This is a genomic window from Kitasatospora sp. NPDC096147 (assembly GCF_044763225.1).
GTDB lineage: Bacteria > Actinomycetota > Actinomycetes > Streptomycetales > Streptomycetaceae > Kitasatospora.
In genome coordinates this window covers 853142-873854 of sequence record NZ_JBIWFX010000002.1, presented here as the reverse complement: position 1 = coordinate 873854, position 20713 = coordinate 853142, and the positions used below count along the sequence as shown (strand labels likewise).

Here is a 20713-nt window from a genome sequence, read left to right as displayed (position 1 = left end):
GGTGATCAGGCGCTTTCGAGCCGCACGTAGGACTCCCTCAGGTACTCGTGGACGGCCTGCTCCGGGACCCGGAAGGAGCGGCCGACCCGGATCGCGGGCAGCTCTCCGCTGTGCACGAGGCGGTACACCGTCATCTTCGAGACCCGCATGACCGAAGCGACCTCGGCCACCGTCAGGAAGACGACCTCCTGCAAAGGACGTTCACCGGAACTCATGGACCTCACCCGACCCTTGTCCCGTGTGCAAGGCACCGGCTTCCCCTCCGGTGACTCCACCGACACACGTGTATCCCCAGAGTAGTTAAGGGTGGTACCAGTGGGAAGAGGGAGGAACGGACTCCGTCTACGGTGCGAGGTCCGCCCGTTGCAGTACGTAGTCACTCAGCGCTCTGTAGCAGTCCGGCTGCGCTCCGTCGTCCACCGGGACGGCCACCGCGACGGTGCCCTCCGCCTCGGCGGCGAACGGCGCGACGTCGTTGCAGTCGGCGATCCCGCCGGCCGGGATGCCCAGCCGCCCGGCCCCGCAGAGCCAGCCGTGGTCGCCCAGCACCAGGCCAGGCATCGGCTCGCCGGCCTCGGCCAGTGCGGCCAGCGCGAGGCGGACGGGCAGCGGGGAGTGGGTGTGCAGCAGGTCCGGCCCGTCCCCCGGGTCACCGGCCGGGCGGACCACCAGCACCGGGCCGAGGGCGTCCAGCCGGCAGTGGCGCGGACCGGCCGGGGTGGGCTCGCGGAAGCGTTCGCCCAGCGCGGGCGTGCGCAGGGTGCAGCCGGCCCGCTCCAGTGCGCGGGCCAGCGAGGTGTGGAAGGCCGTCAGCTTGGTCGGATGGCCGGTGCCCGCCAGCACGGTGCCCCGGCGGCGGGCGGTGGCCGCCAGCAGGGCAGCCAGCCGGTCAAGCGCGGCCACCGTCCTGGCCGGGTCGATGAAGTCCGGGCCCTCGGTGTAGTCCGGCTCGGGGCGGACCCCGGCCTTCTCCACCATCAGGGCGAGCACCGCCGCCTCGTCCCGGCGCCGCTCCGGGTCCAGGCCCATCAGCGCCTTGGGGTCGGCCTGGGCGAACAGGCGGTAGTGCCGGAGGTTGTTCTGACGGCTCGTCGGGATCTCGGGCCCGGCCAGCCGGTGCCGCAGCAGGTGCGCGATCAGCGCCTCGCGGTCGTCGGCCCGGCCGGTGCCGGGGGCGGTGCCGGGGACGGGGCCGGGGGCGGCCCGGACGCCCGGCTGCTCCGCGCCGTCGTCCGGCTGACCGGCCGTCAGGCCGTCGGCGGCGGTCACGGGAGCAGTCCGTGGTGCGGGAAGACGGCGCGGCGGGCGGCCAGGATCGCCTGGTCGAGGCGGTCGCCCGGGTCGTAGCCGTCGTCGAAGTCGCGCCAGTCGGTGCGGGCACCGTCGGTGAGGCGGGCCGGGCCGGGGTGGCCGGTGAGCTTCCGGGCCTGCTCGCGCCAGGCGGCCGGGACCTCGGTGGCGGGGTCCAGCGGGTGGCCGGCGGCGGTGGCGACCAGGTGGGTCCAGGCGGCCGGGACCACGTCGACCACCGCGTACCCGCCGCCGCCGAGGGCCAGCCAGCGGCCGTCCGCGTACCGGTGGGCCAGGTCGTGCAGGGCCCCGGCCACCAGCCGCTGGGCGTCCAGGCTGACCGCGAGGTGGGCCAGCGGGTCCTCCAGGTGGGTGTCGGCGCCGTGCTGACTGACGATCACCTGCGGACGGAAGGCGGCCAGCAGCTCGGGCACGAAGGCGTGGAAGGCGCGCAGCCACCCCGCGTCCCCGGTGCCGGCCGGCAGCGGGAGGTTGGCGGCGGTGCCGGCGGCGGCCGGGCCGCCGGTCTCGGTGGCCCAGCCGGTCTGCGGGAAGAGGGTGGCCGGGCTCTCGTGCAGCGAGACGGTCAGCACCCGGGGGTCGTCCCAGAACACCTGCTGCACGCCGTCGCCGTGGTGCACGTCCACGTCCACGTAGGCGACCCGCTCGGCGCCGAGCTCCAGCAGCCGGGCCACCGCGAGCGCGGGGTCGTTGTAGACGCAGAAGCCGGCCGCCCGGTCGGGCATCGCGTGGTGCAGCCCGCCGGCGAAGTTGACGGCGTGCCGGGCGGGGCCGCGCCAGACGCTCTCCGCCCCGGCCACCGACTGGCCGGCGATCAGCGCGGAGGCGGTGTGCTGGGCCGCGAAGGCCCAGTTGTCGTCGGTGCCCAGGCCGTGCGCCGGGTCGCTGCGACCGGGCTCGGCGGCGATCCGGCGCACCGCGTCCAGGTAGTCGGCGCTGTGCACCAGCCGCAGGGTGGACTCCCCGGCCGGCGGCGCCGAACGGACCGTCACCCCCGGTGCGGCGTCCAGCCCGAGGGCCTCGACCAGCCGCATGGTGAGGGCCAGCCGGGTGGGGTCCATCGGGTGGCCGGGGCCGAAGTCGTAGGCGGTGACGCCCTCGTCCCAGTACAGGTGGAGGCCGCAGCTGTCCTCGGGCCCGGGCCGTGCGTTCATGGGCCTTACGTTATCGGGCGGGCGCGGTCTCCGGGGCCACCGGCTTGCTGGCGCGGGGGGCGAAGGAGCGGCTCATCGGGGCCACCGCCAGCACCAGGACCAGCGGCGCGAGCAGCGCGAGGCGGAACGAACCGGCCCCGGCGAGCGCCCCGACCAGCGGCGAACCGACGAGGAATCCCACGTAGTTGAACAGGTTGAGCCTCGCCACGGCGGCGTCCGCGTGCTCCGGGAGGAGCCGGCCGCCGGCCGCGAAGACCTGCGGGATGATCGCGCAGATGCCGAAGCCGAGCACCGTGAAGGCGGCCACCCCGGCCCACTGCCCCGGCGCGGCGGCGGCCAGCCCGAAGCCCAGCGCGGCGAGCACCGCCCCGGCCCGGACCACCGCGACCTCGCCCCAGCGCTCGACCGCGCGGTCGCCCAGCACCCGGCCGAGCAGCATCGCCACCATGTAGCCGAGGTAGCTGAGCTTGGCCAGGTCGGCCGGGCTGCCGAGCACGTCGGTCAGGTACTTGACGCTGTAGTTGGAGACCGAGGCGTCCGCGATGTAGGCGAAGGCCATCACCACGCAGAGCGGCAGCAGCGGGCGCCAGGGGATCCGGGAGGCGGCGGCAGCGGCTGCCTCCCGTACGGCGTCGCCGAGTTCGGCCCGGCCCGGGAAGCGGGTGCCGGTCAGCAGGGCGAGCGGCACGAGCACCACGGCGGCGGCGCCGAAGAGCACGGAGAGCGGGGTCTCGTCGTGCGCGCCGAGACCGGCGATCACCGCGCCGAGGATGCCGCCGAGGCTGAACGCGGCGTGGAAGCCGATCATGATGCTCCGGCCGTAGCGTCGCTGGAGCCCGACCCCGAGCATGTTCATACTGGCGTCCAGCGCGCCGACCAGCAGACCGAACAGGCCGAGCGCGATGGCCAGTTGCCACAGCTCGGAGCCCAGCCCGACGGCCGCCAGGCTGACGCAGACGGCCGGCTGCACCACCCGGAGCACCGCCCGGGCACTGCTCCGGCCGACCACCGCCTCGGAGGCCACCGAGCCCACCCCGGCCAGCACCGGCACCGCCGCCAGGAAGACCGGCAGCAGGGCGTCGCTCAGCCCGTACCGGGTCTGGATCTCCGGTATGCAGGTGACCAGCAGGGCGAAGGTGGTGCCCTGGAGCAGGAAGCTCCCCGCCACCGCCGCCCTGGCCCGCCGCAGCCGCCGGTCCACCGGCCCGTCCACCCGTCCCTCCGGGCCCCGTCCATCCACGCCCTGCTCCGCCATCGCCGTCCTCGCTGCCTCCGGCTACCGGCCGGTACGTGGATGTTGAGGCGTGAGCGTAGGCGGTGGAACGTGTTTGCGGGAGGGGTCGCGCAGCGGAATCGTTCAGAGACCGAGCAGCGCGGGCACCTCGGCGAGGTCGGTGATCAGGCCGGTGGCGCCCGCGCCGGTGAGCTTGGCCGGGTCGGTCAGGGCCGCGTAGCCGTACACGTCCATCCCGGCGGCCCGGGCGGCCAGCACGCCGTTGCGGCTGTCCTCGATCACCAGGCAGCGGGCCGGATCGGTGCCCAGGGTGCGGGCGGCGTGCAGGAAGAGGTCCGGGGCGGGCTTGCCGACGCCGACGTCCTGGGCGCTGAAGATCCGCTGCTCGGCGTGGTGGCCGCGCAGCCCGGTGAGGTCCAGCGCGGTGCGGATCCAGGCGTGGTGGGCCGAGGAGGCCAGGCAGTAGGGCACGCCGTGCTGCTGAAGGGTCTTCAGCAGGGCGTCGGCGCCCCGGACGGGGGTGAGCTCGCGCTCGAAGGCCTCGAACACCCGGGCGTGGAACAGCCCGTCGAAGCCCTCGGGCAGCCGGGCCCCGTACCGCTCGGCGATCACGTCGTGCACGGTGTGCGCGGCGCAGCCCATGAAGTCCCGGTAGGAGTCCTCGACGGTGGTGGGGTGGCCGAGCTCGGTCAGGTACTCGGCCAGCACCCGGTTGGAGATCGGCTCGCTGTCCACCAGCACGCCGTCGTTGTCGAAGACCACCAAGTCGTAGTTCACGGGGGCCGAGCCTACTTGCCGCCGGAGGCCAGCTCCTGGGAGCGGTTGCGGGCGGCCTCCAGGGCGCCGAGCAGGGCGGCCCGGACACCGTGGTTCTCCAGCTCGCGGATGGCCGCGATGGTGGTGCCGGCCGGGGAGGTGACCGCCTCGCGGAGCTTGACGGGGTGTTCGCCCGAGTCGCGGAGCATGACCGAGGCGCCGATCGCGGACTGCACGATCAGGTCGTGCGCCACGTGCCGCGGCAGGCCGAGCAGGATGCCCGCGTCGGTCATCGCCTCGACCAGGAAGTAGAAGTAGGCCGGGCCGGAGCCGGAGAGCGCGGTGGCCGCGTCCTGCTGGCCCTCGGGCAGGCGCAGCGCCTTGCCGACCGAGCGGAAGATCTCCTCGGCCCGCTCCAGGTGCCGCTCCTCGGCGTGCGAGCCGCCGGAGATCACGCTCATCCCCTCGTCCACCAGCACGGGGGTGTTGGGCATCACCCGGACCACCGGGGTGCCCGGGGCCAGCCGGGCCTCGAACCAGCGGGTCGGCACGCCGGCCGCCGCCGAGATGACCAGCCGGTCCGGCGCGACGTGCGGCGAGAGCTCCTCCAGCAGGGTGCCCATGTCCTGCGGCTTGACCGCCAGGATCAGGGTGTCGGCGAGCTTGGCGGCCTCGGCGTTGGAGACCACGGTGACGCCGTAGCGGGCGGTGAGCTCGGCGGCCCGCTCCGGACGGCGGGCGGTCACCAGCACGTCGGCCGGGTCGGTGCCGGCCCGCAGCAGGCCGGAGAGCAGGGCCTCCCCGATCTTGCCGGTGCCGAGGAAGGCGATCTTCTGACCGGACGCGCTGCTGCTCATGGCCGCTCCTTACGTACGTGTGCCGCCATCCTCGCACCAGCCGGCCGCTGCCCGGCGCGGCCGTCCACGCTGTGGGCAATGTGCGCCGCCGCCACCGGGGCCGCCCGCCGGTGTCCGTCCGCACCGTGACCGGGGTCACCGCGCCGGGCCTACCGTCGCGGCATCCCCCACGCTCCACCCCGCACTCCACCCCCGCACCTCACCCCGGGCTTCACCCCCACCCAGGAGCCGCCATGCGTGTCCGTCCCCAACGAGCCCGGTGGGCAGCCGTCCTGACGCTGCTCGCCGCGCTCGCCGCCGCCTTCCACCCGCTCTCCCCCGCCCCGGCCCGGGCCGCCGCCGTGCTGACCCAGGTCACCGGCTTCGGCTCCAACCCCGGCAATCTGCTGATGTACCGCCACGTCCCCGACGGCCTGCCCGCCGGTCGCCCGCTGGTGGTCGCGCTGCACGGCTGCACCCAGTCCGCCGCCGCCTACGACGACGAGACCGGCTGGACGAAGTGGGCCGAGCGGTACGGCTTCGCGCTGGTGCTGCCGCAGCAGCAGTCGGCCAACAACTCCTCCGGCTGCTTCAACTGGTTCCAGCCCGGCGACTTCTCCCGGGACCAGGGCGAGGCGCTGTCCGTCCGTCAGATGGTCGCCCGCTCCGTCGCCGACCTGGCCACCGACCCGGCCCGGGTGTACGTCACCGGCCTCTCGGCCGGCGGGGCGATGACCGCCGCGCTGCTCGCCGACTACCCCGACGTCTTCGCGGGCGGCGCGGTGGTCGCCGGGCTGCCGTACCGCTGCGCGGCGAGCCAGGTGCAGGCCAGCGTGGACTGCATGTCCACCGGCCGCGACCTGACCCCCGCCCAGTGGGGCGACCTGGTCCGCTCCGGACACCCGTCGTGGACCGGTCCATGGCCCAAGGTGTCGATCTGGCACGGGAGTTCGGACGCGCTGGTGAAGCCGTCCAACCTCACCGAGCTGATGGAGCAGTGGACGGACGCCAACGGGATCAGCCGGACCCCGGCCCTCAGCGAGACGGTGGACGGCCACCCGCACCGGGTCTACGCGGACGTTAACGGGCAGGCCCGGGTGGAGACTTGGTCGATCACCGGGATGGGCCACGGGCAGCCGGTCGATCCGGGCAGCGGAGCGGAGCAGTGCGGCACGGCCGGCGCCTACCTGCTGGACGTGAACCTCTGCGCCTCGTACCGCATCGCCACGTTCCTCTCCCTGAACGGCACTTCGACGACGCCCTCCCCGACCCCGTTCCCGACCCCGTCTCCGTCCCCGTCCCCCTCCGGCCCCGGCACCCTCACCCTCCCCGACGACACCACCCGCGACGGCTACGTCAAGGCGAACGCGGACGGCTCCTCCCCCGCCGTCGGCACCCTGGCCGGCACCCTCGGCCTGGCGGTCGGCCGGGGCACCGACGGGCGGCAGAACCGCGCACTGCTCTCCTTCGACACCTCCGCCCTCCCGCCCGGCGCCACCGTCACCGCCGCCCGGCTCACCGTCACCCGCGCCAGTGGCAGTGGAGACCCGTGGAGCGGAGCGCAGTTGACCGTCTCCACCCGCACCGGCTGCTTCGGCCCCGACTGCACCACCACCCCCGAGGACTACGCCGCCCCGGCCGACGCCCCCGACACCGCCACCGTCCCCGCCGTCACCACGGGCACCGCCACCTCCACCACCTTCCACCCCACCGTCACCCCCGGCGTCCCCCTCCAGCTCCGCCTCGCCTTCGACCGCCCCCTGCCCGCCACCGCCTACGCCTTCCTCCAGCGCGGCCCCGCCGCGACCCTGACCCTGGAGTACCGCAGCTGACCCCTGCGGCCTCCTGCCCGGGGGCGACTTCCGGCCGTGTCCCGTAGGGGGAAGGTCAGGGGTCGCCCCTATGGATTCGGGCCCGCCCCGGGAGGACCGTGGGAGGCATGGGAGACGCAGAGCTGTCACGTAGCGAGAAGAACCAGTTGGCGGTGGCCTCGGCGACGCTGGGGCCGTGGCGGACCGCCGCGGGAGCCGGGGCGCTGGTCGGGGCGGCGGCGCTCGGGGTGAACGTGGTGACCGGGCACTGGGGTGCGGACGTCCTGGCGGGGCCGGCCGGGCTGGGGCTGTTCGTGCTGTTCCTGGTGGGCACGCTGGGCGGCAAGCTGCGGCGGGACACCGGGGACCGCCGGATCCACCGCTGGGCGGCCGAGCACCCGTGGCGGTCGGCGCTGCCGGCCTCGGCCGCGTTCTGGCTGCTGAACACGGCCGCGATGACCTTCCTCGGCGGCACCGAGCTGTTCGAGGCGATCTTCAGCTCGCTGGCCCCGGCCGGTCTGCTGCTGGTGATCGCCGGAGTGGTGGGCTCGGTGAAGCGCTCCCGCCGCCGGGGCTGACCGGCCCCGACCGGACGAACCGTCAGCAACCCGCCCGGACCGGCCCCCGGACGTGAACAGCGCCCCAACTCGAACGACGGGCGGGCCGGGCGTCGGCATACTGTGCGCGTGCCGATAGCCGAAGATCCGGATCAGCGTCCCTCCGACGACCCGTTCGAAGGTCTCGTCCTGGACGAGGAGTTCGTCCGCTCCGCCGGGGCCAAGGAGCAGGCCGGGCGCACCCGGATGCTGGCTGCGCGCTGGAAGGACAACCCGCCGCACGACCCCGGCGGCCGACGGTCCGTCAACGACGGGCCCCGGCCGAAGCGGCGGTTCGGCCGCAGACCGGAGCCGGTCGACCCGTGGGGCAACGTCCGCCGCCGCAAGCCGAAGTGGCGGGCACCGCTCTTCGTGGCACTCGCCGTCGCGGTGATGCTGGCCGCGCTCAACGTCGAGCAGCTGCGCGGCTGGTACGCCGACTGGCGCGGTGACCCGAGCCTGAGCGACGGCGCTCCGGCCCGCCCGGTGCCGACCGTCGGCCCCGAGACCGCCCAGCCGACGGCGGCGGCCCCGGAGGTGCCGAACGACCAGCCCACCGTGGCCCGCCCGTGGGCGGGCTCCCCGGCCGAGGGCTGGCCCGCCGGGCCGGACGCCATCGTGCTGCCGGAGGCCAGGGCGGTCGGGGTCTTCGACGCCGCCCAGGTGGCCGGCCAGCTCAAGACCGTCAAGGACTTCCTGGTGGCGTCCAACCTGGACCCGAAGGTGCTCGCGGCGGGCCGCCCCGAGGCCGCGCTGGCCCTGCTCGACCGGCAGGACCGGGAGAACGCGGTGGAGGCCTTGGACCACCCGGGCAAGGAGACGGACGGGACCTGGCTGTTCAGCCGGTTCGACCTCAGGGAGGCCGTCCCGGTCGGCGACACGGTCAAGGTGCAGGGGCGGATGAGCCTGGACGGCGACGGCCGGAACGGCACCCTGATCCGCACCGACTACACCTTCGTCTACGCGCTGCGCCCCGGCTCCGGTGCGCTGCCGGGGCTGTCGAACGGCACCGCCGGGCCGGCCGAGGTGGCGCCGAAGACCCTGACCACCCGCACCGTGGTCCGCCGGGTGTTCGAGTTCCGGTTCGCCGACCCGGCGAAGTTCGAGGTGGAGCCCGGCAAGATCGTGCTGGCGGATTCCGCGAGCGACGCCGCCAACAGCGCCTGCGACGCCACCGACGGTCTCTACCACCCGCGCTTCCCTCACCTTGTAGTCGGGACGCCGGAACCGAAGGCGTCCGGGCCGACCACCGATCCGTACGACCGCAGCAAGGACCTCGGCACGGACGACGATTGCGGCACGGCGAGCCGGACCTGATCGAATTCACGCGTCCCTGACGGAGTGCGGGGGCATACTGACGGCGTGCCGATAGCCGATGAGCCAGAGCCGCGCTCAGCCGACGACCCGTCCGCGAAGGACCCGTTCGAGGGTCTCGTCCTGGACGAGGACTTCGTGCGCGCCGCCACCCTGAAGGAGGCCAGCGGGCGGACCAGGATGCTGGCCGCCCGCTGGAAGCACACCCCGCCGCACGACCCGGGTGGCCGGCGGTCCGTCAACGACGGCCCGCGGCCGGCCCGGAAGCGGCGGTTCGGCCGGGGCACCTCCTGGCAGACCTGGCTGATCGTGGTCGCGGTCTGCGCGATCGTGCTGTTCAGCCTGAAGGTGGCGGCCGACACCCTGGACGAGCAGCCGTCCCGCCCGGTCACCCCGCAGCCGACCGCGCCCGCCGATCCGACGCCGGTGCCCCCGGCCGCCGGGGACGTGCCCCGGCCGGTCTGACACGACGTCAGCGGCGCTTCTTCGGGCGCCCCGGATTGCCGCTACGGGCGGCCTTGGAGGTCCGGCGGCGCTCGGCGGCGGTCAGCGCCTCCTGGTACCGGGCCCGCTTCAGGCCCTCCCCGGGGGCCTCCAGCAGGCTGCGCAGGAAGTAGGCGGCCAGCGCCCCGACGAAGCCGATCAGCCAGACCGCCCCGAGCGACTTCTCCTCGGCCATCCAGCCGGTCAGCGCGTCCTTGCCCTCGCTGAGCACCTTCCAGGTGCGCAGCCCGGAGAGCAGCGAGCAGAGCGCGATGGCGCCGACCAGCAGGGCGTACACCAGCCCGCCCGCCTCGGAGTCCCGGACGCCCTCCACCGCGAAGCGCAGCACCAGGGCACCGGCCGCGGCGGCGGCCAGGGCGCCGAGCGGGACGGCGACCCGGCGGGCCCAGTAGCCCGCGCCGCGCTCCAGCCAGCTGGTGCCGAACCAGCGGATCGGCTCGGGGGTGGCCTCGGGGTGCCGGGGGTGCTCAGTCTGCTCGCTCACGGCTCCGATGATGACACGGGGCACCCCGGGAACGACGAAGCGGCCGCCCCGGGGAAGTCCCGGAACGGCCGCCTGACGGCCGGTCAGCCCAGCTTGCTCACGTCGCGCACCGCGCCCTTGTCGGCGGAGGTGGCCATCGCCGCGTACGCCTTGAGCGCGGCGCTGACCGGGCGCACCCGGTCCTTGGGGCGGTAGCCGGTGCCGGCCTCCAGCTTGAGGCGCCGCTCGTGCAGCTCCTCGAAGGAGACCTTGAGCTCGACCGTGCGGTTCGGGATGTCGATGGCGATCAGGTCGCCGTCCTCGACCAGCGCGATGGTGCCGCCGGAGGCCGCCTCGGGCGAGGCGTGGCCGATCGACAGGCCCGAGGTGCCGCCGGAGAACCGGCCGTCGGTGATCAGCGCGCAGGCCTTGCCCAGGCCCCGGCCCTTGAGGAAGGAGGTCGGATAGAGCATCTCCTGCATGCCCGGGCCGCCCTTGGGGCCCTCGTAGCGGATGACCACCACGTCGCCCTCCTTGACCCGCTTGGTGAGGATCGCGTCCACCGCGTCCTCCTGCGACTCCAGCACGACGGCCGGGCCGGAGAAGGTCCAGATCGACTCGTCCACGCCGGCCGTCTTCACGATGCAGCCGTCCTCGGCGAGGTTGCCGTAGAGCACGGCCAGGCCGCCCTCCACCGAGTAGGCGTGCTCGACCGAGCGGATGCAGCCGTTCTCGGCGTCGGTGTCCAGGGTGTCCCAGCGCTCGGACTGCGAGAAGGCGGTGGCGGAGCGGACGCAGCCGGGGGCCGCGTGGAACAGCTCGACCGCCGTCGGGGAGGGCGAACCGCCCCGGATGTCCCAGGACTTGAGCCACTCGTCCATCGAGGCGGAGTGCACAGTGTGCACGTCCTCGTTGAGCAGCCCGCCCCGGTAGAGCTCGCCCAGGATGGCGGGGATGCCGCCGGCCCGGTGCACGTCCTCCATGTAGTACTTGCCGTTCGGCGCGACCTTGGAGAGGCAGGGCACCTTGCGCGAGATGGCGTCGATGTCCCGCATGTCGAAGTCGAGTTCGGCCTCCTGGGCGGCGGCCAGCAGGTGCAGGATGGTGTTGGTCGAGCCGCCCATCGCGATGTCCAGCGCCATCGCGTTCTCGAACGCGGCGCGGGAGGCGACCGCCCGGGGCAGCACCGAGGCGTCGTCCTGGTGGTAGTACCGCTTGGTGATGTCGACCACCGTGCGGCCGGCGTCCTCGTACAGCGCCCGCCGGGCGGTGTGGGTGGCCAGCACCGAGCCGTTGCCCGGCAGGGCCAGGCCGATCGCCTCGGCCAGGCAGTTCATCGAGTTCGCGGTGAACATGCCCGAGCAGGACCCGCAGGTCGGGCAGGCGTTCTCCTCGATGATCGCGATGTCCTCGTCGGAGACGTTCTCGTTCACCGCGTCGGAGATCGCGTTCACCAGGTCGAGCTTGCGCACCGTGCCGTCCACCAGGACGGCCTGGCCGGCCTCCATCGGGCCGCCGGAGACGAAGACCGTCGGGATGTTGAGCCGCAGCGCGGCCATCAGCATGCCGGGGGTGATCTTGTCGCAGTTGGAGATGCAGATCAGCGCGTCCGCGCAGTGCGCGGAGACCATGTACTCGACCGAGTCGGCGATCAGGTCGCGCGAGGGCAGCGAGTAGAGCATGCCGTGGTGGCCCATGGCGATGCCGTCGTCCACCGCGATGGTGTTGAACTCGCGCGGGATGCCGCCCGCCTCCTTGATCGCCTCGGAGACGATCCGGCCGACCGGCTGGAGGTGGGTGTGGCCCGGGACGAACTCGGTGAAGGAGTTGGCCACCGCGATGATCGGCTTGCCGAAGTCCTCCCGGGCTACGCCCGCGGCCCGGAGAAGCGCCCGGGCGCCTGCCATGTTGCGACCGTGGGTGACCGTACGGGACTTCAGCTCGGGCACTGTGCTCCACTCCTTCGGAGGCTCCGTGACGGGCCCCGCGCAGGTGGGAGGGTGCAGGGCCGCCGTGGCTGTCGAGCCTACGCCCCCGTACCAGCCGACGGACACCGTGTCCGCCATCCGGTCACCCCCGGGCCACTCCCCGGCCCTCTCCTCCCGGCCCTCACTGCTTGCGCAGCACGGTGAGGTGGAGGGTGTACGGCTCGGTCACCTGCCCGTCGGGGAAGTCGGCGAGCAGCGCGGCCCGTTCGGCGGCCAGCACCGGCTCCCGCCGCTCCGGCGGCAGCACCGCGAAGTAGGAGCGCGAGAGCAGGTCGTCCAGCAGCACCCGGAGGTCGATCCGCCGCTCCCAGTGCAGCAGGGCGCTCGCGGTCGGCAGCCCGTGCCGGGCCAGCTCCGTGGTCAGCTCGGCCGGGGAGTCCTGGTGCCGGTAGCTCGGCAGCGCAGCCGCCAGCCGCTCGCCCATCGCGCGGACCCAGGGCACCGAGCTGTCCTTGACGTTCCACCAGGTGGCCAGCGAGCCGCCCGGGCGGAGCACCCGCAGGGCCTCCGGGACGGACCGGGTCGGGTCTGTCCAGTGGAACGCCTGGGCGTAGGTGATCAGGTCCACCGTGCCGTCGTGGAACGGGAGTTCGTCGCCGGTTCCCTTGACCAGCGGCAGCTCCGGGCTGACCTCGCGGAGCCGGGCGGCCATCCCCGGGCTGGGCTCCACCGCCGTGACCCGGGCACCCCGGGCGGCCAGCAGCCGGGTGGCGATGCCGGTACCGGCGCCGACGTCCAGCACCTCGGCGTCCTTCAGCGGGCGGCCGGTCAACTCCTCCAACCGGTCGAAGAGTTCGGCCGGGTAGGAGGGCCGGGCGGCGTCGTACTCGGCGGCCACCGCACCGAAGGAGTTCGCGTGGTCGTGCTTCCGGTACCCCGTCATGGCGCCACCCTACGGCGGACGCTCCGCGCACGGAGGGGCTTTTCCCGCCCTGCCCGCGGCTACCTCGCGACCGTCGCCAGGTGCAGTCGGGTGAAGGCCAGCGCCTCGGCCAGATCGGCCTCGCGTTCGGCGGGGGACGCCGAGCGACGGGTGTTGACCTCCAGCACCACGTGGCCCTCGAAGCCCGTCCGGGCCAGCCGCTCCAGCAGCTCCGCGCACGGCTGGGTGCCCCGGCCCGGGATCAGGTGCTCGTCCTTGGCCGAGCCCAGGCTGTCGGCCAGGTGCACGTGGGCCAACCGGTCGCCCATCCGGTCCACCATCTCGAAGGCGTCCACCCGGGAGGTGGCCACGTGCGAGAGGTCCACGGTGTAGTGCCGGTACGCCTCCTCGGTGACGTCCCAGCCCGGCGCGTAGGCCAGCATCTCGCGGTCCCGGTAGCGCCACGGGTACATGTTCTCCACCGCGAAGCGGACGTCCGTCTCCCCGGCCATCCGGTGCACGCCCTCGACGAACTCCCGGGCGTACTGGCGCTGCCAGCGGAACGGCGGGTGCACCACCACGGTGTCCGCGCCCAGCTTCTCGGCGGCGGCCCGGGCCCGGACCAGCTTGGTCCACGGGTCGGTGCTCCACACCCGCTGGGTGATCAGCAGACAGGGGGCGTGCACCGCCAGGATCGGCATCCGGTACTCGTCGGAGAGCCGGCGCAGCGCCTCGATGTCCTGGCTGACCGGGTCGTTCCAGACCATCACCTCGACGCCGTCGTAGCCGAGCCGGGCGGCCAGGTCGAAGGCGGTGGCGGTGTTCTCCGGGTAGACCGAGGCGGTGGAGAGCACCACCTTGGTGTCTGGCACGTGCAGGCCGTCGGCGTGCGGCGGCAGCACCAGGCGGTCGGTGGTGCGCAGCAGCGGGGCCCGGACGGCCGGCTTCTTCGCGGCCCGGACGGCCTTCACCGCCTGGGTGGCCAGGGCCAGCTGGGACTGCTTCCGGGGCTTGGCCGTCCTGGTCGCCCCGCTCTCCTCCACGGCCTTCGCCGCCTTGGCCGCCTTCGCGGGCCGGCCCGGCTTCGCGGTCTTCGCGACCTTGGCCGCCTTGGCCGCCTTGGCCGGCTTGGCCGGCTTGGCCGTCCGGCTCGTCCCGGTGCGCTTCGCGGGCTCGGGGTCGGCCGGCGAGGCCTCCGGAGCAGGCGTCTTGCGCGCCCGGCGCGGCGACCGGGGAGCGTCCCCGGACGCGCGGCCCGGCCGCGTCCCGTCCTCGTCCGCTGCTTCCGCCACGGGAGACAGCGTAAGCGGCGCGCGCCGGTTGTGGTGTGCGCCCCGTCACGCCGCCTCCCCCGGCGGGCCTGTCACCCCGTCAGGGCGGGGTGCCGGTCGGCCGGACTGTCCAGGGTGTCCAGGCGGCGCAGGATGATGCCCTCGCGCAGCGCCCAGGGGCAGATGTCCAGCTCCTCCAGCCCGAACAGGTCCATCGCGGCGTCCGCCACCAGGGCGCCCGCCAGCAGCTGTCTCGCCCGACCCTCGGAGACGCCCGGGATCTGGGCCCGCTGAGCCACCGTCATCTGGGCCAGCCTGGGCACCCAGGCGGCCAGCCCGGCCCGGCTGAGCTTGCGCACCGCCAGCGGGCCCGCGTCGGCCGGGGCCGCGCCGGTCATCCGGGCCAGCTGCTTGAAGGTCTTGGAGGTGCCCACCGCGTGGTCCGGCGCCCCGCGCCGGGTGAACTCGCCGACCACCTGGGCGATCTCGGCCCGGACGTAGCGGCGCAGCTCCCGGATGTGCTCCGGGTCCGCGATCTCCCCGGGCAGCCGGGCGGTCAGCCGGCCGGCCCCCAGCGGCAGCGAACAGACCACGTCCGGCTGCTCGTCCAGCCCGGCCGCCAGCTCCAGCGAGCCGCCGCCGATGTCCAGGTCCAGCAGCCGCCCGGCGGACCAGCCGTACCAGCGCCGCACCGCCAGGAAGGTCAGCCGGGCCTCGTCCGGACCGGACAGCACCCGCAGCTCCACCCCGGTCTCCTCGGCCACCCGGCGCAGCACCGCCTCGCCGTTGGCCGCCTCCCGGACCGCCGAGGTGGCGAACGGCAGCAGGTCCACCACGCCCTTGTCCTCGGCCACCCGGATCGAGGAGGCGACCATGGCCACCAGCTTGTCCACGCCGACGTCGGTGATCGCGCCGTCCCCGTCCAGCAGCTCCGCCAGCCGCAGCTCCGCCTTGTGGGAGTACGCGGGCAGCGGGGCGGCACCGGGGTGGGCGTCCACCACGAGGAAGTGGACGGTGTTGGAACCTACGTCGAGCACACCGAGTCGCATAACGGCCCACGCTACGCGATCCGGCCGCACAGGTGGCCGGATAACGCCGCACCGGTCGGGACGCGGATACCCGCCGGTCGGCGGGGGTACCGGTCAACCCGACACGGAGGAGGGCGAGATGACGATCACTCACCGCTTGGTGGGGTCCGGCGGGCACGGCGTCCTGGTGCTGCACGACTGGTTCGGCACCAGCGCGGGCTGGGGGCCGTTCCCCGAGTACCTGGACGGCTCGGCCTTCAGCTACGCCTTCCTGGACTACCGGGGCTACGGCGAGCGGGCCGGGGTCGAGGGCGAATACACCCTGGCCGAGATCGCCGGGGACGCCCTGGCGCTGGCCGACCAGCTGGGCTGGCAGCGGTTCTCGCTGGTCGGGCACTCGATGGGTGGCAAGGCGGCCCAGCAGGTGCTGGCACTGGCCCCGGAGCGGGTCCGCAAGCTCGCCGGGGTCGCACCGGTGGCCGCCTCCGCGTACGCCCTGGGCGAGGCGTACGACCTCTTCCACGGGGCCGCCGCCGAGCCCGGCAACCGCCGCGCCATCATCGACCTGGTGACTGGTCACCGGGCCACCGGGGTCTGGCTGGACCGGATGGTCGCCAACTCGCTCGCCGGCTCCCGCCCGGAGGCCTTCGCCGCGTACCTGGAGCAGTGGACCACCCTCGACCTGAGCGCCGAGGTGACCGGACTCCCGCTGCCCGCCCGGGCCTTCGTCGGCGAGCACGACCTGGCACTCGACGCGGAGTACCTCCGCTCCACCTGGCTGACCCACTACCCGGCCGGCGACCTGGAGCTCCTCCCCGCCTCGGGCCACTACCCGATGCACGAGACCCCGGTCGCCCTCGCCACCACCCTGGAGCGCTTCCTGGGCGCCTGAAGGCTCCACCGGCGAGCCGATCCAGGGGCGCGAGGAACCGCGCGCTGCGGAAGGCACCGACCGGACCGCCGTCACCTGACCTGCGCAGGTCCAAGCCTGCCGAGACGAGGGAGCACCACGCAGCGACCCAGGGGCGCGAGGAACCGCGCGCTGCGGAAGGCACCGACCGCCTGCCGGGTACGGACCCCCAACGTGGCGGGTGATTCCCCGTACCCGGCGATCAGGGCCCCTTCTTCCGCCCCGCGCGGTTCCCCGCGCCCCTGGGCGCGCGCCCTGCGGGCACGTTCGGCTAGAGCAGCCCGTGCCAGAGCTGCTCGACGATGACGGACCACCAGTTCTCCGGGTCACCGAAGGCCGTACGGTCCAGTGCCGCCAGGCCCCACTGGAGCTCGGTGACGGCCTGGCCGGCCGCCAGCGGGTGCAGGTCCCGCAGGCGCGGGTAGCGCTCGGCGAACAGGGCCAGCGAGCGGATGAAGGCGGTGAGGTCGGCGTTGACGTAGCGGGCCACGGCGGTGTCCGGGTCGACCGCACGGACCCGTCCCTGGGCGGTGTCCACGGTGAACCGGGACCACCCGTCGGTGCCGATCAGCAGTTGGCCGAGCAGCTCGCGGCGGGCCGCCTCGGTGGCCCGGCCGGCCCGGCCGGCCTCCGCCAGCACGGCGGCCAGCTCGGGCAGCACGGGCGCCGCACCGGAGACGCCGTCCGAGACCGGGTGGTGCACCTCGAAGAAGCCCCGCACCGCCGCCGGCAGCCCGACCGCCACCAGCGGCCGGCCGACCGCCTCGGGCAGGTCGGCCGCGAGCACCGCCGCCCGGTCGAACCGCCGGACCCCGTCCGCCCCGAACTGCGCGGCGAGCCGGGCGGCCAGGGCCGCCTCCGCCTCCGGCTGGGCGGGCGGCACGGCGGCCGGGAAGGGCGTCCGGTTGAGCCGGGGAGTGGAGCGCAGGCTGCGCACCGCCCGGGCCCGGCCGTCGTACCGGGGGCCGTACGCCAGGTCGTGGCTGTGCCGGACGGCGGGGAGTTCGGCCAGTAGGGAGGCGGCGACGTAGCCGCCGGGGAGCATCGAGGGGCGCAGGTCGGTGTGGACCGCGAGCACGTCCTCCGGCGTGACGCCCTGTCCGCTCAGCTGGGCCCAGCCCCGCAGGGCGGGGTGCGGGCGGCCGGGGGCGGAGCGCAGCACCAGGGTGTGCTCCTCGCCGAGGGCGTCCCGGTAGGTGAACTGGGCCCGGCAGCCGGGGCCGGTGGCCGGCGGCAGGGCCGGGTCGTGGTCGCCGGCCCCGGTCCGGTCCCGGTAGAGCTGGATGACCTGCGCCACCGGGACGGAGGGCCAGACCGTGAGCTCGCCGGTGGCCCGGTCGACCACCGCGCAGGCGGCGCCGGGCTCCTCGGGGGCCCGGCGCTCGCCGGTCAACGGGTCGACCCGGATCGGGGCGGGCTCCGGCCAGACCACCCAGCCGAGGTCGAACTCGTGGGCCCTGACCGGCCGGACGGCCTCCGGGGAGAGCTCGGCGTTCACCCAGCGGTGGGCGGCCTCCAGGGCCTTCGCGAGGGTGGTCATCGGCAACTCCTGGCAGTGGTGCGGGCGTTCGGCGTGCAGCGGGTCAACGGGCCCTGCCCCGGTGGATGGTGAGCCGCGAGCGCGGCGGGGCGGGCGGCTCGGGCACCGGCTTGGCCAGCGGATCGGGCGCCGGGGGCGGAGTCAACTCGACCACCGGGATGGCGGGTTGCAGGGACGACAGGTCCACCGGACGGCCCCCCGCCTCCAGCGCGATGGCCCACAGGCCGTGGTCGGCCGGGTGCAGCGGGGTCGAGGAGCGGTAGCCGGTCTGCGGGTCGAGGTAGCTGATGGCGGCGCCGACCACGAAGGCGTTCCACAGGTGGGAGCGGCCGTACTCGTCCACGGTGAGCAGCACGGCCTGTGCACCGGACCCCAACTGAGTGAGCAGATCCGCGAGTTGGCCGAGCGCCGGAGCACCGTGGCCGAGGTCCTTGAACTGGGTGCCGAGCTCGCGCTCGGCCCGGTCCCGGCCGCCGTACTCCCCGGCCGGGCCGTCGGGCAGCCGGGGGGCGCCGCAGGTGGGGTTGCCCAGGTGGCTGTCCAACGCGGAGAGCGCGAGGTCGAGCGCGTTGTTGGCCCGGCCCGGCTCGCGGAAGCCGCCGCCGTTCAGCGCCTCCGGCCAGTCGCCCAGCCTCGGGTCGGCCGGCACGGCGGGCTCGCCGTCCTCGGTGCGCGGCACCCGGCGCTCCACCTCGGCCTGGTGGGCCGGATCGACCGGGCCCAGCCCGCCGGCCGCGCCGTACGGGCGGCCGTCCGCGATGACCCGCGGGCGGGTGCGCTCGCCGGGCTGGTCGGGCGCGGTGCGGCGGTAGTCGTGCAGCAGCAGGAACATCGCGGCCAGCGGCGCGGCCTGGGCCGGGTCGGCCAGCGTCTCGTCCTCGCGGCGGGCCACCGGGAGCACGTCGAAGGCCCGGCCGGCCACCGGGCCGACCACCACCGGGGCGGCCGGCGGCGCGGGCACCGGGTTGGGCACCAGACCGACCGGCTGGGCGGGGCGCGGTGCGGCCGCGCCGGGCTGCTGCGGACCGGCCACGGCACCGACCGCCCCGACCGCACCCGCCTGGCCACCACCACCGGCCGCACCGGCGGCACCGGGCGAGGCGACCGCAGCCGCGCCGCCCGCCGCAGGCGCACCGGCGCCCGCCGCCGCGCCCGCCGCACCACCGGCCGCCGCTCCCGGCGCGGGCGGCGGCACGGCACCGCCACCGGCCGTCGGGGTCGGGGTCACCGGGACGGTCGGCGTCGGCTGGGCACCCATCCCCATCCCGGGCGTACCGAGCGACGACTGGCCGCCGCCCTGGCCGAGCCCGCCACCGGAGCCACCCGGGCCGCCCGAGCCACCGGCGGCACCGGAGGCGGCCGGGGCCGAGGACTCGTGCCGGCCCCAGCCGGTCCCGGCCGACGGGGCGTCACCGAAGGCCGAGGAGAGGTTGCTCGGCGGCGGCGCCACCGCCACCGAGTCGGTGCGCAGCGTCCCGGCCGCACGGTGCACCGGCTGCTCCTCGTACCGGCTGTCCTGGTAACGGTCGTACCCGGTACCGGCGTTGACCGGCCCGGTGTCCACCGAGACCACCGGCCGGGTCTGGCCAGGTCCGCTCCCGCCTCCGCCGCCGGTGCTCTGGCGCACCGTCTCCTGCTGATGGGTCTGACCGCCTCCGCCCCGGCCGTAGGGGTCGTCGTACCGGCTGTCGTAGGAGCCCGCGCCGACCGAGACCGGGCCGACCTGCACCTGAGTACCGCCCTGACCGCTCCCGTAGCCCTGGCCCTGACCTTGGCCCTGACCGGCCCCGACCCCGGCCCCCGCGCCGTGGCCCTGCGGGTCGCCCCCGACCCGGACGTCCGCCTCCACACCGCCCGGCCCGACCCGCACGTCCGCCCCGAGCCCGCCGAGGTCCAGCCCGGCACCCGCGCCCTGCTTGCGGTCGGGCCGCTCCGGCCCGGCGGTCCGGCCCTCGTCGTCCACCATGACCACCCGGCCGTCCCGGTCGGTCACCAGATTCCCGTCGGCGTCCAGCTTCGCGGTGTGGCCGTCGGCGCCCCGGACCGGATTGCCCTCGTGGTCCAACACCACCACCTCGCCGTCGGTGCCGGTCACCGGCTTGCCCTGGCGGTTGAGCGCCACGGTGACACCGGCGGCGGCGATCAGGCCGCCCGCGCCGACCACCATCAGGCCGCCGGTCGAGTCCCGCAGCGGCTTGCCGTCGCTGCCGCAGGCCACCCCGACCACCGGCTCGCCGTCCTCGCCGACCACGGCCACCTTGCCGTCCGGCCCGACCAGCGGCCTGCCGTCCGCGCCGACCTGGGGCACCACGCCCTCGACGCCCTCGACCTGCTTGCCGTTCTCGTCCACCAGCACCGGGCGACCCTGAGGGTCCGTCACCAGCTTGCCCTGCTCGTCGACCACGGCCGACAGGCTGCGCACCTTGGCCACCGCCGCGACACCCAGCGCCGCGCCGACGACCGCGCCGGTCCCGCCCACCGCGCCACCGGACGCACCCGACCGGGACGCCCTGGCGGGCTGGTAGCCGTCGGCCTGGGCGATCCGCTCCAGGGTGATGACGGCGGGCTCCTTCAGCGCCTGCTGGAGCCCCTCCTTCATCTCCCGGCCGAGCTCCTCCAGCAGGTTGCCGACCTTGTGCTTGGCGAGCTCGACCGCGATCTTCTCGCCGGCCCCGACCACCGCGTCGGCCAGCACGTCGCCGACCGTGCCGAGCACGGCGTGGGCCGCCGCCTCGACCTTCTGGGCCACCTTGATCTCGGCGGCCAGCTCGGTCAGCACCGCGATGATCTCCGCCTTGCAGGAGTCGACCGCCCGGGCCGCCCGCTCGAAGGCGCCGGCCAGCAGCTCGGCGGCGGAGTGCGCGTCGTCCAGACTGCCCCGGCCGCTCCCGGCGAAGCCGCGCCAGTGGTCGGCGAACGCCTCCACCGCCCGGCCCCGGTTCTCCCCGGTGACCCGGTGCGCGGAGTCCCCGCCCCGGCGGCCGAGCCGCTCGGCCTCGGCGCCGAACTCACGCCAGACCCCGGCCGCTCGGCGCAGCCCCTCCTCGTCGGCCTGCGGCCACTGGTGGCCCAACCGGGCCAGTACCGGGACGAGTTCCTCGGGCACGTTGCGGGACACGCGGGTCCCTCCTTCTT

General features: G+C 75.0%; 18 protein-coding genes. 5 read left to right on the top strand and 13 right to left on the bottom strand.

Features of this window, described 5'->3' with window-relative positions:
- Positions 1-5: 5 nt before the first annotated feature.
- The 6 genes from ACIRBX_RS09465 to proC all read right to left on the bottom strand — a co-directional run bounded on the left by ACIRBX_RS09465 (position 6) and on the right by proC (position 5312).
- Entirely contained in the window at positions 6-215 is a 210-nt protein-coding gene (locus ACIRBX_RS09465; protein ID WP_057231645.1) for a helix-turn-helix domain-containing protein, read from the bottom strand.
- Positions 216-342: 127 nt separating this feature from the next.
- On the bottom strand, positions 343-1269 hold the full coding sequence (locus ACIRBX_RS09460; protein WP_402294950.1) for a phosphatase: 927 nt from the start codon (positions 1267-1269) through the stop codon (positions 343-345).
- Complete coding sequence (locus tag ACIRBX_RS09455; RefSeq protein WP_402294948.1) at positions 1266-2465, bottom strand: acetoin utilization protein AcuC; 1200 nt, start codon at positions 2463-2465, stop codon at positions 1266-1268. Before ACIRBX_RS09455 ends, ACIRBX_RS09460 begins: the two co-directional genes overlap by 4 nt.
- A gap of 10 nt (positions 2466-2475) precedes the next feature.
- A complete protein-coding gene (locus tag ACIRBX_RS09450; RefSeq protein ID WP_402294947.1) occupies positions 2476-3720 on the bottom strand; it encodes an MFS transporter in 1245 nt (414 codons plus the stop codon).
- Positions 3721-3822: 102 nt separating this feature from the next.
- Positions 3823-4476 carry an HAD family hydrolase gene (locus ACIRBX_RS09445; RefSeq protein WP_402294945.1) on the bottom strand — a complete coding sequence of 218 codons (654 nt, stop codon included), beginning with the start codon at positions 4474-4476 and terminating at the stop codon, positions 3823-3825.
- An 11-nt stretch (positions 4477-4487) separates the two neighbouring features.
- Positions 4488-5312 (bottom strand): pyrroline-5-carboxylate reductase, encoded by an 825-nt coding sequence (gene proC / locus ACIRBX_RS09440; protein ID WP_402294943.1) that lies wholly within the window; start codon positions 5310-5312, stop codon positions 4488-4490.
- Positions 5313-5545: 233 nt separating this feature from the next.
- Here proC and ACIRBX_RS09435 point away from each other — a divergent pair, with 233 nt between their 5' ends.
- The 4 genes from ACIRBX_RS09435 to ACIRBX_RS09420 all read left to right on the top strand — a co-directional run bounded on the left by ACIRBX_RS09435 (position 5546) and on the right by ACIRBX_RS09420 (position 9477).
- Positions 5546-7123 carry a PHB depolymerase family esterase gene (locus tag ACIRBX_RS09435; RefSeq protein WP_402294942.1) on the top strand — a complete coding sequence of 526 codons (1578 nt, stop codon included), beginning with the start codon at positions 5546-5548 and terminating at the stop codon, positions 7121-7123.
- A gap of 107 nt (positions 7124-7230) precedes the next feature.
- Positions 7231-7680, top strand: coding sequence for a hypothetical protein (locus ACIRBX_RS09430; protein WP_402294940.1), 450 nt, complete (start codon positions 7231-7233; stop codon positions 7678-7680).
- Positions 7681-7788: 108 nt separating this feature from the next.
- The gene (locus ACIRBX_RS09425; protein ID WP_402294939.1) at positions 7789-9015 is read left to right on the top strand and encodes a hypothetical protein; all 1227 of its coding nucleotides are present in this window, start codon (positions 7789-7791) and stop codon (positions 9013-9015) included.
- A 45-nt stretch (positions 9016-9060) separates the two neighbouring features.
- A complete protein-coding gene (locus ACIRBX_RS09420) occupies positions 9061-9477 on the top strand; it encodes a hypothetical protein (RefSeq protein WP_402294937.1) in 417 nt (138 codons plus the stop codon).
- Between the two features lie 7 nt (positions 9478-9484).
- On the opposite strand, the gene ACIRBX_RS09415 is transcribed toward ACIRBX_RS09420, so the two are convergent.
- The 5 genes from ACIRBX_RS09415 to ACIRBX_RS09395 all read right to left on the bottom strand — a co-directional run bounded on the left by ACIRBX_RS09415 (position 9485) and on the right by ACIRBX_RS09395 (position 15149).
- On the bottom strand, positions 9485-10000 hold the full coding sequence (locus ACIRBX_RS09415; RefSeq protein ID WP_402294936.1) for a hypothetical protein: 516 nt from the start codon (positions 9998-10000) through the stop codon (positions 9485-9487).
- 83 nt (positions 10001-10083) lie between these two features.
- Positions 10084-11928, bottom strand: coding sequence for a dihydroxy-acid dehydratase (gene ilvD, locus ACIRBX_RS09410; RefSeq protein ID WP_402294935.1), 1845 nt, complete (start codon positions 11926-11928; stop codon positions 10084-10086).
- Between the two features lie 160 nt (positions 11929-12088).
- On the bottom strand, positions 12089-12850 hold the full coding sequence (locus tag ACIRBX_RS09405) for a class I SAM-dependent methyltransferase (protein ID WP_402294933.1): 762 nt from the start codon (positions 12848-12850) through the stop codon (positions 12089-12091).
- A 59-nt stretch (positions 12851-12909) separates the two neighbouring features.
- Positions 12910-13707, bottom strand: a complete 798-nt coding sequence (locus tag ACIRBX_RS09400) for a sugar phosphate isomerase/epimerase family protein (RefSeq protein ID WP_402295285.1) — start codon at positions 13705-13707, stop codon at positions 12910-12912.
- A 485-nt stretch (positions 13708-14192) separates the two neighbouring features.
- Complete coding sequence (locus tag ACIRBX_RS09395; protein ID WP_402294932.1) at positions 14193-15149, bottom strand: Ppx/GppA family phosphatase; 957 nt, start codon at positions 15147-15149, stop codon at positions 14193-14195.
- Between the two features lie 118 nt (positions 15150-15267).
- On the opposite strand from ACIRBX_RS09395, the gene ACIRBX_RS09390 reads away from it, so the two are divergent.
- Complete coding sequence (locus tag ACIRBX_RS09390) at positions 15268-16020, top strand: alpha/beta fold hydrolase (protein ID WP_402294930.1); 753 nt, start codon at positions 15268-15270, stop codon at positions 16018-16020.
- Between the two features lie 289 nt (positions 16021-16309).
- On the opposite strand, the gene ACIRBX_RS09385 is transcribed toward ACIRBX_RS09390, so the two are convergent.
- Entirely contained in the window at positions 16310-17578 is a 1269-nt protein-coding gene (locus ACIRBX_RS09385; RefSeq protein WP_402294928.1) for an SUKH-4 family immunity protein, read from the bottom strand.
- Positions 17579-17621: 43 nt separating this feature from the next.
- Entirely contained in the window at positions 17622-20696 is a 3075-nt protein-coding gene (locus ACIRBX_RS09380) for a toxin glutamine deamidase domain-containing protein (RefSeq protein WP_402294926.1), read from the bottom strand.
- Positions 20697-20713 lie beyond the last annotated feature (17 nt).

Bases quoted from the DNA above. Each gene is read 5' to 3' on its own strand.
- ACIRBX_RS09465 (WP_057231645.1), bottom strand. From the start codon at position 215: ATGAGTTCCGGTGAACGTCCTTTGCAGGAGGTCGTCTTCCTGACGGTG.
- ACIRBX_RS09455 (WP_402294948.1), bottom strand. From the start codon at position 2,465: ATGAACGCACGGCCCGGGCCCGAGGACAGCTGCGGCCTCCACCTGTAC.
- ACIRBX_RS09405 (WP_402294933.1), bottom strand. From the start codon at position 12,850: ATGACGGGGTACCGGAAGCACGACCACGCGAACTCCTTCGGTGCGGTG.
- ACIRBX_RS09390 (WP_402294930.1), top strand. From the start codon at position 15,268: ATGACGATCACTCACCGCTTGGTGGGGTCCGGCGGGCACGGCGTCCTG.
- ACIRBX_RS09430 (WP_402294940.1), top strand. From the start codon at position 7,231: ATGGGAGACGCAGAGCTGTCACGTAGCGAGAAGAACCAGTTGGCGGTG.
- ACIRBX_RS09395 (WP_402294932.1), bottom strand. From the start codon at position 15,149: ATGCGACTCGGTGTGCTCGACGTAGGTTCCAACACCGTCCACTTCCTC.
- ACIRBX_RS09435 (WP_402294942.1), top strand. From the start codon at position 5,546: ATGCGTGTCCGTCCCCAACGAGCCCGGTGGGCAGCCGTCCTGACGCTG.
- proC (WP_402294943.1), bottom strand. From the start codon at position 5,312: ATGAGCAGCAGCGCGTCCGGTCAGAAGATCGCCTTCCTCGGCACCGGC.
- ACIRBX_RS09450 (WP_402294947.1), bottom strand. From the start codon at position 3,720: ATGGCGGAGCAGGGCGTGGATGGACGGGGCCCGGAGGGACGGGTGGAC.
- ACIRBX_RS09385 (WP_402294928.1), bottom strand. From the start codon at position 17,578: ATGACCACCCTCGCGAAGGCCCTGGAGGCCGCCCACCGCTGGGTGAAC.